Origin of the sequence: Arthrobacter sp. NPDC057009 (assembly GCF_042673905.1) — a bacterium.
Lineage (GTDB): Bacteria > Actinomycetota > Actinomycetes > Actinomycetales > Micrococcaceae > Arthrobacter.
In genome coordinates, this window is sequence record NZ_JBHUSB010000003.1 from 85261 (window position 1) to 97667 (window position 12407).

Genomic DNA, 12407 nt, shown 5'->3' on the forward strand with positions numbered 1-12407 from the left:
GCAATGTTCATATTATGAACGCCCCCCGTGTGCATGATGACCGTCATGCATGATGAAAGGAAGCACATGACGAACGCACAAGTAAAAGTCCTCCGTTCGCTGGAGAACCTGTCCCTCGGCGACCTGGTCCTCAAGCCAACAGCCATCAACGGCACCGAGCCGAAGGACGCGGCCGTCAACGCCCTCACCGTCAACGCCAGCAGCGTGGACCTCGGATTCTGGGAGTGCTCGCCGGGCAGCTTCAAAACCGCCCGCCAGGGCGTCAACGAGGTCATCCTGGTGCTGGAGGGCAAGGGAACCCTCGTCTCCGACGCCGGCGAGCGGGTGGACCACAAGGCGGGCGACATGGTCCTGATCCCGAACGGCTGGAGCGGGGTCTGGGACATCCACGAGCACTTCAAGAAGCAGTACGTCACCATCGCCGTCTAGTTTGGGCCGGGGAGCCCCAGGTCGGCATCAGTGGTCCTTCGGGCCGTTCCCCGGTTGAGCGCCAAATGCCCGCCCAGGAAACCGGCGCCCGCCAGGACTGCATTCCCCGCGAGCCCAAGCCCCGCACCGAGGCCATGCCGGCCGCGCAGCCGCGCGACCAGGGACCCGAGGAACAGGAAGATGGCGACGTCGGTCCCGAGACCGTGTACTGCCCCGATCCGGCGCTCGGCGCCGGTCATCTCCGCCCAGTCCCCGGCACCCGCGAGAGAGGTTGGCCCGGACGCTACCAGGCCGGCCCCCACCAGAAGCGTGGCCCCGGACCGGGCCTGGGTTCCTCCTGCCAGGTCGAGAATGGAGGCGGCGGTCCAGCACCCAATTGTCACGTCAGTCAGTGGGGGATGGGCTGAGTGGCCGAGGACGCCGGTGTGGAACGGGCTGCGCCGTGCCCAGGCCGGTATCGGGCCGTAGAGGAGCTCCTGGACGGTAGCCAGCTTTTCCGAGACAGGGCTCGAGCCCACCGCCCGGGCCACGCGCTGCGGCAATGACAACTCATTCACGGGTCACACGCTACGCCCTCGGCTCAGCTCTGGACAGGGTGCCACCTCTGGACAGGATCAGTGCCCGGCAACTGCCAGCCGTCCTGACCCTTTCTTAACCAAGAACGACGGCGACACGCCGGATCTACCGGTGTGTCGCCGTCGTTCCCCAACCGCCCCCTAACCTCGCAAGCTCGGCCAGGGAACCCTGCGGTCGTGGGCCCAGCTTCAAAGAAGGTCAGGACGGCCCCGCAAAGCGGGTTAGCCGCGGAGGCGCTCCATGCCGGGGTCGAACAGCGGCTCGGCGCTGACTGTGGCGGCGACGCGGCGGCCGAAGTACTCGATCTCCACGGCGTCGCCCTCGGAGACAGCGGCAGGCAGCCAGGCGTAGGCGATCGGCTTGCGGATCGAGTAGCCGTACGCCGCGCTGGTGACGTAACCGGACGCTACGCCGCCCACAAACACCGGTTCCTTGCCCAGCACAATGGAGGTGCCGTCGTCGACCGTCAGGCAGCGCAGCACCTTGTCCGCGGGCTGTTCCTTGAGGGCCTTCAGGGCCTCCGCCCCCACGAAGCCTTCCTTGTCCTTCGCCACGGAGAAGCCGAGGCCGGACTGGTAGGGGTGGTGCTCGGTGGTCACGTCTGTGCCCCAGAGGCGGTAGCCCTTCTCCAGGCGCAGGCTGTTGAAGGCACCGCGGCCGGCGGCGATGATGCCGTGCTCCTGGCCGGCTTCAAACAGCAGGTCCCAGAGCTTGAGGCCGTACTCGGCGGTGGTGTAGAGCTCCCAGCCGAGTTCGCCCACGTAGGACAGGCGCATGGCCGTGACCGGGATGCCGCCCACGTTGATTTCCTTGGTGCGGAAGTACTTCAGGCCATCGTTGGTGAGGTCGTCGGCGCTGACCTTGCCGATGACCTCGCGGGCCAGCGGGCCCCACAGGCCGATGCAGCAGGTGCTGCCGGTGATGTCGGTGACGTGCGCCCACTTGGCCGGATCGGCGGCCGACTGCTTGCGGGCCTCAACGCGCAGGTAGTCGAAGTCCACGTTGCTGTTCACGCCGAGCTGGAAGTCTTCCTCCCCGAGGCGGGCGACGGTGACGTCACTGCGGATGCCGCCGTCGTGCTCCAGCAGCAGGCAGTAGGTGACGGCGCCGGGCTTCTTGGCGATGTTGCCGGTGCTCAGCCGGTGCAGCAGCTCCTGGGCGCCGGGGCCGTTGACTGCCAGCCGCTTCAGCGGCGTCATGTCGTAAAGCGCGACGGCGGTGCGCGTCTTCCACGCTTCGGCTGCGGAAATGGGGGAGGAGAACATGGCGGCCCAGGGTTCGCGTTCCGGTGCCTGCCACTCTTCCGGCAGTTCGTCCAGCAGGGGACGGTTGGCCTCGAACCAGTGCGGGCGCTCCCAGGCGGCCGACTCGAGGAAGAAGGCGCCGAGTTCCTTCTGCCGGACGTTGAACGGGCTGACGCGCAGGTCCCGCGGGGATTCCTTAGGCTGCAGCGGGTGCATGACGTCGTAGATCTCCACGAAGTTCTGCTGTGAGGTCTCGCTGACGTAGTCGTCGCTGGTCTGGACCTTCTCGAAGCGGGTGAGCTCGGTGCCGTGGAGGTCGGTGCGGGACCGGCCCTCGGTGAGCAGCTCGGCCACAGCCTTGGCCACACCGGCGGAGTGCGTCACCCACACGGCCTCGGCAACGAAGAAGCCGGCGAGCTCCGGGGCTTCGCCGATAAGCGGGCCGCCGTCGGGCGTGAAGGAGAAGATGCCGTTGAAGCCGTCCTGGATCGCGGCGCTGCGCAGTGCCGGCAGCAGGTCCTGGCTGTCCTCCCACGCGGGCACGAAGTCTTCAAGGGTGAAGTCCAGGCGGGAGGGCATGCGGTGGTCGGACATTTCCTCGGCCGCCACCTTCGGCAGTGCGGACATGTCCACGGGCATGGGGCGGTGGGCGTAGCTGCCGATGCCGATGCGGTCGCCCCATTCGCGGTAGTACAGGTCCCTGTCCTGGTAGCGGAGGATGGGCTTGCTGGCGCCCTTGGGAAGCTCGTTGACGCCCTCGAGTTCGGGAAGGGGGGTGCTGACGACGTACTGGTGGGCCAGCGGCAGCAGCGGCACCTCCAGGCCCACCATTTTGCCAAGCTCACGGCCCCAGAAACCTGCGCAGGAGACCACGATGTCGGCGGGAATCACGCCGGAGGAGGTCTCGACGCCGGTGACCTTGCCGCCCCACTGCGAAATGCCGGTGACGGTGGTGGAACCGAGGTAGGTCACGCCCCGCTCGCGGGAGCGCTCGATCAGCAGCTGCACGGCACGGGCAGCCAGGGCCAGGCCGTCGGTGGGGATGAGCAGGCCGCCCAGGACCTCACGGCCGCCGGTGAGCTTGCCGGTGTTCAGCAGCGGGTAGATCTTTTCGCATTCGTCGGCGTCGACGATCCGGCTTTCGACGCCCCAGGAGGTCATCACACCCATCTTGCGCTTGAGGTCGGCCAGGCGCTCGGGAGTGGTTGCCAGCTCCAGGCCCCCCACCTGGTTGAAGCAGGACTCGCCGTCCTTGCTCAGCGCGAGCAGCTTGTTGACGGTGTAGGTGGCGAATTCCGTCATGGTCTTGGACGGGTTGTTCTGGAACACCAGGCCGGGGGCGTGCGACGTTGAACCGCCGGCCAGTTCCAGCGGACCCTGCTCGACGACGGTGATGTCCGTCCAGCCGCGGCTGGACAGCTCGTCCGCGAGGTTGGTGCCGACGATGCCGGCGCCGATGATGACGACGCGTGGTGATGCGCTCATGGTGTGTGTTTCTCCTGGATCGCGTTAGCGGAAAATTAACGGAATACGACGGTGCGGGTGTTGTTGAGCAGGACGCGGTGCTGGCAGTGCCACTTCACCGCGCGGGAGAGCGCCTGGGTTTCGGCGTCCCGGCCGACTGTCACCAGCGCGTCCGGGTCGAGGGCGTGGTCCACGCGGAAGACTTCCTGCTCGATGATGGGACCTTCATCGAGGTCGGCGGTGACGTAGTGGGCCGTGGCGCCCACCATCTTCACGCCGCGGTCGTAGGCCTGGTGGTACGGCTTCGCACCCTTGAAGCCGGGCAGGAACGAGTGGTGGATGTTGATGGCCCGTCCGCGCAGCTTCTTGCACAGGTCGTCTGACAGCACCTGCATGTAGCGGGCCAGCACCACGAGGTCGGCGTCGTATTCGGCCACAAGGTCCAGCAGGCGGGCCTCGGCCTCGGGCTTGGTGGCTGCCGTTACGGGCACGTGGATGAAGGTCAGCCCGGCCGCTTCGGCCATGGGCCGCAGGTCCTCATGGTTGGAAACCACGACGGCGATCTCCGCACCCAGGCTGCCGGCCCGCCACCGGAAGATGAGGTCGTTCAGGCAGTGGCCGAACTTCGACACCATGACCAGCAGCCGCTGCGGGCGTCCGTCGTGGATGCTGAAGTCCATGCCGAACTCGCCGGCGATGGCTGCGAACTCGGCGGTCAGGCTCTCGGCCGTCTGCTGGCCCGGTTCACCGAGCCTGGCGAAAGGACCCTGGTCGCCGGCGATGCCGCTCTGCGTGAAGGCGGTCCGCAGGTAGAGGTTGCCGCTGACGTGGTCGTCGAACTGCTGGTGCTCCACGATGTCGAAGCCGCGGTCCGCCAGGAAGGTTGTGATGGCGCGGACGATGCCCGGCCGTTCCGGGCAGGCCAGGGTGAGGACAAATTCCGCAGCGCGGGCTTTTGCCGGAGTGCCGCTGTTGGCGGCGGTGGTGGAGGCGACTGCGGGGGCGCCTTCAAGGACTGTGGACAAGATTTTCTCCTAGGGTGTAGCAGACTGGGCTGCGGTTGGGGCGGTGGCAGGGGCATCGGTGGCCCGGCCACTGCAGGGGGCGTCATCTGGGCAATGCGGGGTGCATTCGTGTTTGGTGACGAGGTCGAAGTGGACACCGCCGTGTTGCTGGACGCCTGAACGGATGGCCCGTTCGACGACACTTGTGGCCAGCCTGCTCCGCAGGGCCAGCGGATCACGCCGCAGGTCCCGGGCCAGGGCAAGGCACAGGAGCAGCATGACCAGGACAAAGGGCAGGGCGGCGACGATGGTGATGCGCTGCAGCCCCGATAGTGCCTCGGACGGTTCATCTCCGCCGGCCAGCAGCATCACCGCGGCCACGCCGCCGGTCAGCAGGCCCCAGAAGATGACCAGTCCGCGGCGGGGTTCACTGGAGCCGTTGGAGCTCAGCGACGCCATGATGATGGAGGCCGAGTCCGCTCCGGTGACGAAGAAGATGGCCACCAGGACCATGGCCAGGACGATGACGGCGGTGGTGGACCACGCCGGCATGCTGAGGTTCGTGACCAGGTCGAAGAGGGCGCCGTCAAAGTCAATCGACGGGGATCCGCCGGCCATGGACACCAGGCCGTCGGCGGGGTTCTCCGTCCGGTCGGCCTGCTGCTGGATTCCGAAGGCGGTGCCGCCGAAGATCCCGAACCAGATCACACTGACGATGCTGGGAACCAGCAGCACTCCGGTGACGAACTGCCGGATGGTCCGTCCCCGGCTGATCCGGGCGATGAACATCCCGACGAACGGCGTCCAGGACACCCACCAGGCCCAGTAGAAGATGGTCCAGCCGGACAGCCAGCTGCGCAGCGCCTCGTCACCCACGGCTTCGGTCCGGGAGGACATGACCGCCAAGTCCCTGGCGTAGTCACCCAGCGCGGCCGGAACCAGGTTGAGGATGAACAGCGTGGGGCCGGCAACGAAGACGACGACGGCCAGGACGACCGCGAGGACCATGTTGATGTTGGACAGCCACTGGATGCCCCGGCTGATGCCGGAGACAGCGGAGGCCACAAAGCACGACGTGAGTACGGCCACGATCACCACGAGCACCGGCGTGCCGATTTCCCCCACCCAGCCGTTGGAGGTGAAGCCGCTGCCGATCTGAAGCGCACCCAGGCCCAGCGACGCGGCCGTGCCGAACAGCGTGGCGAAAATCGCCAGAATGTTGATGAACTTGCCCACCGGCCCCTCGACCATGCGAATGCCGAAGAGCGACGTGAACGCCGCGGAAATCAGCTGCTTGCGGCCCAACCGGTAGGTGCCGTACGCCATCGCGATTCCCACCACGGCGTACATGGCCCAGGGGTGCAGCGTCCAGTGGAAGATGGACGTGGCCATGGCGGTCTGGACCGCTTCCGGGGTGCGCCCGTCAACAGTTCCGGGCGGCGGCGCAATGTAGTGGTAGAGCGGCTCTGCCACGCCGTAGAACATCAGCCCGATGCCCATCCCGGCGGCGAACATCATGGCCACCCAGGAAACGGTGCGGAACTCCGGCTTCTCGCCGTCCTTGCCCAGCGGGATGTTACCGAACTTGCCCAGGGCCAGCCACAGGACAAAGACCACGAACAGCGAAGCCAGGACCATGAACAGCCAGCCGGTGTATTCCATCACCCAGCCGAGGACGCTTTGCGACGTGGCCGCAAGGCTGTCCCGGCCCAGGAAACCCCAGAGCACGAAGGCGACGGCGAACGCCCCGGTAATCCCGAACGTCACCTTGTCGAGGGTGAGGTGGCGGTTACGGCGCGCCGTCACTGCCTGCTCGGTTTTGCTCTGCCGGAGTTCCTGAAGGATCTGGACGTGCTCGTCCAGTTCCGGCAGGCTCACGTCGCCGCTGCTCCGGGTGCCGCTGTTCAGGGCCATGAAAGTCCTTTGCTCCGATTAAGGGGATCGCTTAAAGGGCTCGCTTAAATGTGGCCGTTGACCGTCAGGCCCGGGGGAAGGTTGGGCTCGTCCTCGGACTCGATGACCATGATGTCGCCGTCAACAACCTGGACTTCGTGCACGCGGACGGGGAGTTTGGCCGGCGGTGCGTCAACCTGTCCGGTCCGGAGATTGAACTTGGAGGCGTGCAGCGGGCACTCGACCTCGCAGCCTTCCACCCAGCCGTCGGTCAGCGACGCGTCCTGGTGGGTGCAGGTGTCGTCAATCGCGAAAAGCTCGCCCTCCTCGGTGTGGAAGACGGCGATGGGCGGCGCGGTGTTCAGGCGCAGGGCTTCCCCTGGTGCCAGTTCGCTGAGCGGGCATGCCTTGTGCATGGGGGGCCTCTTTTCTCGTGTGGAACGTATATATGTGGTGCTGACGGGTTGTTCCGTATAGTTCAACAGCCGTCGTAATATGCAACAGAGTGCTTTCCGTCACAGCATTTTGTCAAGGGCAGGGGGTCCGGTTACGCGCCCGTTCTTTAATGAGTCATTTGCCCCTTGACAGTGACGGTGGCATGGATCACTCTGTTGCATATAGCGATTGTTGTTGCGCTAAAAGCAATAGAAAGAGGGGTGTACATATGCAGACGCTTGCGATCGTGGGAGCCTCCCTGGCCGGTCTTTCCGCCGCGCGGGCAGCCCGCGCCCAAGGCTTTACCGGACGGCTAGTCATCATCGGCGATGAAGAGCACCGTCCGTACGACAGGCCGCCGCTCTCCAAGGACTTCCTGCTCGGGTCCATCACGGCGGAGGACCTGTCCCTGGAGACCGAAACTGACGACCTCGATGCCGAGTGGCTGCTGGGCGTTGGAGCAGTCTCCCTGGACGCGTCGTCGAAGATCATTGGCCTGTCCAACGGCAAGGTGGTCCAGGCCGACGGCATCGTCATCGCCACCGGCGCACGCGCCCGTCAGCTGCCGGCCCTGGCAGGTCTGAGCAACGTCTTCTCATTGCGCACCCTCGCTGATGCGCAGAGCCTGGCGCCTGAACTGGTGCCGGGCAGCAAGATGGCCGTCATCGGTGCCGGCTTCGTTGGCGCCGAGGTTGCCTCTTCCGCAGCTTCCCGCGGGATGGACGTCACCCTGGTGGACACCAAGCCCGTGCCGTTCGCCGCCCAGCTGGGCATGGAAATGGGCTCTGTGGTGGGCGGACTGCACACCACCAAGGGTGTCCGGCTCATCTCGTCGGCAGTCATTGAAGACTTCTACTCGGGTGAAGGGAACGTGACCGGCCTCCGGCTGGCCGACGGCACCTACATCGCCGCCGACGTCCTGGTGGTGGGCATCGGCGCGGAGCCGAACGTTGAATGGCTCGCCAATTCCGGTGTTGAGGTCGACGGCGGCGTGCTGTGCGATGCGATGGGACGCACCAATGTTCCGGGCATCGTCGCCGTCGGTGACTGCGCCGCCTGGTTCGACGCCGCTGTCGACAGGCACCGCCGGGTGGAGCACTGGACCGGCGCCCTGGAGCGGGCCGCCCTGGCGGTGCAGGCCCTGTTCGACGACGAGGCCCCGGCCCAGCCGCTGAAGCCGCCGTATTTCTGGTCGGACCAGCATGGGGTGAAGATCCAGTTCGCCGGGCACTCCGCCGGCTACGACCGCCTCGAGGTCGAGGCGGGGGATGCTGCCGAGCACAGCCTGCTGGCCGTCTACTACCGCGAAGACGTTCCCGTCGCCGTTCTGGGCATGAACCAGCCGCGGCTGTTCACCAAGTGGCGCAGGAGCCTCGCGCCGTCGGCACCCAAGCCGGCAGCCGCCGTCGTGCCCTCAGCTTTGGCGCCGGCGGGCGAACCCGCCCTTGCCGGTGCCGCCGCGGGGCTCTAGCCCCAACCCTTTCTTTGTAATTCGTGTTGTTTGTGTTGTTTTGTTAGGAGAACAAATTGTCTGTTGAGGTATCCACCCCGAGCCTGATCCCCACGCTGGGCGGCCACCTGTACACGGATCCGGCGATCTTCCGGGCCGAGCAGGAGCGTATTTTCGAGCAGATGTGGTTCTGTGCGATCCGGTCCTCTGACCTGGGGAAGCCCGGGGCATGGCAGACGGTGCAGATTGGCCGCGAAAGCGTGCTGATCTCGCGCACCCGCAAGGGCGAGATCCGCGCCTTCTACAACGTCTGCCGGCACCGCGGCGTGAAGCTGTGCATGGAGGAAAAGGGCGAAGCTGCCCGCAACTTCCAGTGCCCGTACCACGCCTGGACCTATGACTTCGAGGGCAAGCTCATCGCGGCCCCGAACCTGACCAAGATGCCGGATATCGACCGCGACGAGTACGGCCTGTCCAAGGTCCACATCCGCGAATACCTGGGCTACGTGTGGGTCTGCCTGGCCGAGGAGCCGCCGTCCTTCGAAGAGGAAGTCATGGGCGCGATCGAGGAGCGCCTCGGCAACGTCCACGCCATCGACGGCTACGACGTGGCCAACCTGTCCGTGGGCCGCCGCATCCGCTACGACGTGAAGGCCAACTGGAAGCTCATCATCGAGAACTTCATGGAGTGCTACCACTGCGCCACCATCCACCCGGAGCTGACCGAGGTCCTGCCCGAGTTCGCCGACGGTCTGGCCGCGCAGTACTTCGTGGGCCACGGCGCCGAGTTCGGTGAGGACATCAAGGGCTTTACCGTGGACGGCTCCGAGGGCCTGGACGTCATCCCGGGCGTGGCCGAGGACCAGGACCGCCGCTACTACGCGATCACGATCAAGCCGACCGTGTTCGTGAACCTGGTTCCGGACCACGTGATCATCCACCGCATGTTCCCGATGTCCGCAGACCACACCATCGTTGAATGCGACTGGCTGTACCTGCCCTCCGTGGTGGAGTCCGGCAAGGACGTCAGCGCCTCCGTTGAGCTGTTCCACCGCGTGAACATGCAGGACTTCGACGCGTGCGAGCGTTGCCAGCCGGGCATGGCCTCCAAGTCCTACGCCAAGGGCGGCGTGCTCGTCCCCAGCGAACACCACATCGGCGCTTTCCACGACTGGGTACAGGAAAAGGTCGGCGACGTCCCGCTGTCCGGCGAAGCCCTGCTGGGCCTCACCCCGGACACCCCGCCGCTGGAAGAGCGCGCGGAAACCATGCAGCAGAAAGAGACCGCAACCCCGGCCTCCTAAAGCTCTAGCCCACTGACTGAGCCTGCCGAAACCACAAGTTTCGGCAGGCTCAGTCGTTTAAGCCGGCGGGTTCTACCGGTGCGTGTAGCCCATCTTTCCGCTGATGACCAGGCCGGCATCCTTCAGGCCCTGGATCAGTCCCGGAGTGTTTTCCGGGTCGAAACGGAAGGCAGGGCCGGAGATGCTGACGGACCCGATAACTGTTCCGAAGTGGTTGTAGATGGGGACGGCAACGGCGGTCAGGCCGATCTCGAGCTCCTCGTGGACAATGGCGTAGCCATCATGCGACACGTCGAGGAGCTGCTTTTCCAGGGTGTCCCGGTCCGTGATGGTCCGCGGCGTGCGTGCAGGCAGGCCGGTCTTCTGGAGGATGCGTGAGCGTTCTTCAACCGGCAAGGCCGCCAGCATCACCTTGCCGCTGGAGGTGGCGTGCAGGGGCGTGAGGCTGCCCACCCAGTCGGATGTCGCCAGCGTCGACGGGCCCATGGCCTGGTCCACGTTCACGGCGTAGTTGGAGCGCAGCACGGCGAGGTTGACGGTCTCCTTGTACTGGTCGGCGAGGCTTTCCAGAATGGGGCGTGCCTCGTGGACCAGGCTCAGCCTGCCGGGAATGGAGCTGGCCAGGCGCAGGATGCCAAAGCCCAGCTGGTACTTGCCGCGGTCGCTGTTCTGCCGCACGATCTCCCGGGACACCAGCGAGCCGATCAGCCGCGAGACGGTGGACTTGTGGACCCCCATCTCTTCGGCGATTTCACTGACGCCTGCATGCCCGTCCCGGGCCAGGATTTCCAGGATCTGGAGGGCGCGGTCGACGGACTGGACGCCTCCGCCCTGGGCGTCCGGATCCCGTTCGGTCCATTGTTCGTCTCTTGCAGCCATCAGAAGGTGCTCCCGGTTCGTTGCCGTGTCCAGCGGTCAGGCGCTCCGCTTTTCCGCCTGGTTCACACTTCCGATCCTAGACTGAGACGGATCCCCGGCGTCATTTTCCGCACAGGACGCTGATGGCCCGGCTCCACCGGCTCTTAACGCAGGGAACCCCGCCGCGGTGGTGAGCGGGTCACTGTGCCGTGGCGGGGTTCCGTGGTGCTTAGCCGTGGTGGTTAGCCGATTTTGTTGGCGGCTTCGGCGTCGGAGAGGGGTGCTGCGCCGAGGTTGGCGCGGAGTTTGGCGCCGAGTTCGGCGTCGACGTTGGTCCAGTACTGGATGGCGCGTTCCTTGATGCCGGGGCTCTTCACGCCGCCCACGGCACCGGTGATGGTGTCCAGGAAGCGGGCCTTTTCGGCGTCGTTGTAGACCTCGCGGTACAGGGTGCCGGCCTGGCCGAAGTCGCTGTCCTGGGCGTGCAGGGAGTGCGCGGCGTGGGTGAGTTCGCCGTCGTTTTCCCAGCCGCCGGCCGGGGACTGCGGTTCCACGGCTGCCGGGCCGCCGACGGTGTTCGGGGCGTAGACCGGCACCGTGGGGGCGTTGAACAGGTAGCGTCCGGCGCCGTCCTGGCTGTAGTTGTTGACCGGGCTCTTGGGCTGGTTCACCGGGATCTGGGCGTGGTTGGTGCCCACCCGGTAGCGGTGCGCGTCGGCGTAGGAGAAGATCCGGGCCTGGAGCATCTTGTCCGGGGACGCGGCGATGCCGGGCACGAAGTTCGACGGGGCGAAGGTGGCCTGTTCGATCTGCGCGAAGTAGTTTTCCGGGTTCCGGTTCAGTTCCATGGTGCCGACCTTGATCAGCGGGTAGTCCGCGTGCGGCCAGACCTTGGTCAGGTCGAACGGGTTGAACCGGTAGGTCTTGGCGTCCTCGTAGGGCATGACCTGCACGTGCAGGTCCCAGGAGGGCAGGTTCCCGGCTTCGATGTTTTCGTGCAGGTCGCGGATGTAGAAGTCCGCGTCCGAGCCGGCCAGGGCCTCGGCCTCTTCGCCGGTGATGTTCTTCACGCCCTGGTTGGAGTGGAAGTGGTACTTGACCCAGAACCGTTCGCCTTCGGCGTTGATCCACTGGTAGGTGTGCGAGCCGTAGCCCTGCATTTCGCGCCAGGACGCGGGCAGGCCGCGGTCACCCATCAGCCAGGTGACCTGGTGGGCGGATTCGGGGGACAGGGTCCAGAAGTCCCACTGCATGTCCGCGTCGCGCAGGTGCGTGCCGGGCAGGCGCTTCTGGGAGTGGATGAAGTCCGGGAACTTGATCCCGTCGCGGATGAAGAACACCGGGGTGTTGTTGCCCACGAGGTCGTAGTTGCCCTCAGAAGTGTAGAACTTCACCGCGAAACCGCGCGGGTCCCGCCAGGTGTCCGGGGAGCCGTTCTCGCCGGCGACGGAGGAGAAACGGATCAGCATCTCGGTCTCGACACCGGGCTGCAGGAACGCGGCCTTGGTGTACTTGGAGATGTCCTCGATGGTCCTGAACGTGCCGAACGCGCCGCCGCCCTTGGCGTGGACCACACGCTCCGGGACCCGCTCACGGTTGAACTGCGCGAGCTTTTCCACCAGGTAGTGGTCCGTGAGGATGATCGCACCGTCAGCACCGACAGACTTCGAATGCGAATCCGAACTGACAGGCGCACCCGACTGCGTGGTCGACACAGCAGGCGCAGAGATGTTCAAAGTCATCTTTCTCC

Annotated in this window: 10 protein-coding genes; 3 read left to right on the forward strand and 7 right to left on the reverse strand. The window is 66.0% G+C overall.

Features of this window, described 5'->3' with window-relative positions:
• Positions 1-66 precede the first annotated feature (66 nt).
• Complete coding sequence (locus ACFTR6_RS04920) at positions 67-429, forward strand: cupin domain-containing protein (RefSeq protein ID WP_377957083.1); 363 nt, start codon at positions 67-69, stop codon at positions 427-429.
• Here ACFTR6_RS04920 and ACFTR6_RS04925 read toward each other — a convergent pair.
• The 5 genes from ACFTR6_RS04925 to ACFTR6_RS04945 form a co-directional block, all read right to left on the reverse strand.
• A complete protein-coding gene (locus tag ACFTR6_RS04925) occupies positions 426-986 on the reverse strand; it encodes a DUF2231 domain-containing protein (RefSeq protein WP_377957084.1) in 561 nt (186 codons plus the stop codon). The two genes, ACFTR6_RS04920 and ACFTR6_RS04925, sit on opposite strands and share 4 nt — an antisense overlap.
• Positions 987-1226: 240 nt before the next feature.
• Positions 1227-3734: an FAD-dependent oxidoreductase gene (locus ACFTR6_RS04930; RefSeq protein WP_377957085.1), complete on the reverse strand. Its 2508-nt coding sequence runs from the start codon at positions 3732-3734 to the stop codon at positions 1227-1229.
• Between the two features lie 35 nt (positions 3735-3769).
• Entirely contained in the window at positions 3770-4738 is a 969-nt protein-coding gene (gene purU, locus ACFTR6_RS04935; protein ID WP_377957086.1) for a formyltetrahydrofolate deformylase, read from the reverse strand.
• A 9-nt stretch (positions 4739-4747) separates the two neighbouring features.
• Positions 4748-6631: a BCCT family transporter gene (locus ACFTR6_RS04940; protein WP_377957087.1), complete on the reverse strand. Its 1884-nt coding sequence runs from the start codon at positions 6629-6631 to the stop codon at positions 4748-4750.
• Between the two features lie 44 nt (positions 6632-6675).
• Complete coding sequence (locus ACFTR6_RS04945) at positions 6676-7026, reverse strand: bifunctional 3-phenylpropionate/cinnamic acid dioxygenase ferredoxin subunit (RefSeq protein WP_076799938.1); 351 nt, start codon at positions 7024-7026, stop codon at positions 6676-6678.
• A 248-nt stretch (positions 7027-7274) separates the two neighbouring features.
• Between ACFTR6_RS04945 and ACFTR6_RS04950 the strand changes: the two genes are divergently transcribed.
• Positions 7275-8516 (forward strand): NAD(P)/FAD-dependent oxidoreductase, encoded by a 1242-nt coding sequence (locus ACFTR6_RS04950; protein WP_377957088.1) that lies wholly within the window; start codon positions 7275-7277, stop codon positions 8514-8516.
• Between the two features lie 56 nt (positions 8517-8572).
• On the forward strand, positions 8573-9799 hold the full coding sequence (locus ACFTR6_RS04955) for an aromatic ring-hydroxylating dioxygenase subunit alpha (RefSeq protein ID WP_076799941.1): 1227 nt from the start codon (positions 8573-8575) through the stop codon (positions 9797-9799).
• Positions 9800-9871: 72 nt separating this feature from the next.
• Here the strand turns inward: ACFTR6_RS04955 and ACFTR6_RS04960 are convergent, their stop codons facing one another.
• Both ACFTR6_RS04960 and ACFTR6_RS04965 read right to left on the reverse strand, forming a co-directional pair.
• The gene (locus tag ACFTR6_RS04960; protein WP_377957089.1) at positions 9872-10678 is read right to left on the reverse strand and encodes an IclR family transcriptional regulator; all 807 of its coding nucleotides are present in this window, start codon (positions 10676-10678) and stop codon (positions 9872-9874) included.
• Between the two features lie 221 nt (positions 10679-10899).
• On the reverse strand, positions 10900-12399 hold the full coding sequence (locus ACFTR6_RS04965; protein ID WP_377957090.1) for a catalase: 1500 nt from the start codon (positions 12397-12399) through the stop codon (positions 10900-10902).
• Positions 12400-12407: the final 8 nt, after the last annotated feature.

What these genes read in the sequence shown, in the direction of transcription:
- ACFTR6_RS04930 (WP_377957085.1), bottom strand. Translation starts at nt 3,734, where the DNA reads ATGAGCGCATCACCACGCGTCGTCATCATCGGCGCCGGCATCGTCGGC.
- ACFTR6_RS04965 (WP_377957090.1), bottom strand. Translation starts at nt 12,399, where the DNA reads ATGACTTTGAACATCTCTGCGCCTGCTGTGTCGACCACGCAGTCGGGT.
- ACFTR6_RS04940 (WP_377957087.1), bottom strand. Translation starts at nt 6,631, where the DNA reads ATGGCCCTGAACAGCGGCACCCGGAGCAGCGGCGACGTGAGCCTGCCG.
- ACFTR6_RS04920 (WP_377957083.1), top strand. Translation starts at nt 67, where the DNA reads ATGACGAACGCACAAGTAAAAGTCCTCCGTTCGCTGGAGAACCTGTCC.
- ACFTR6_RS04960 (WP_377957089.1), bottom strand. Translation starts at nt 10,678, where the DNA reads ATGGCTGCAAGAGACGAACAATGGACCGAACGGGATCCGGACGCCCAG.
- ACFTR6_RS04945 (WP_076799938.1), bottom strand. Translation starts at nt 7,026, where the DNA reads ATGCACAAGGCATGCCCGCTCAGCGAACTGGCACCAGGGGAAGCCCTG.
- ACFTR6_RS04950 (WP_377957088.1), top strand. Translation starts at nt 7,275, where the DNA reads ATGCAGACGCTTGCGATCGTGGGAGCCTCCCTGGCCGGTCTTTCCGCC.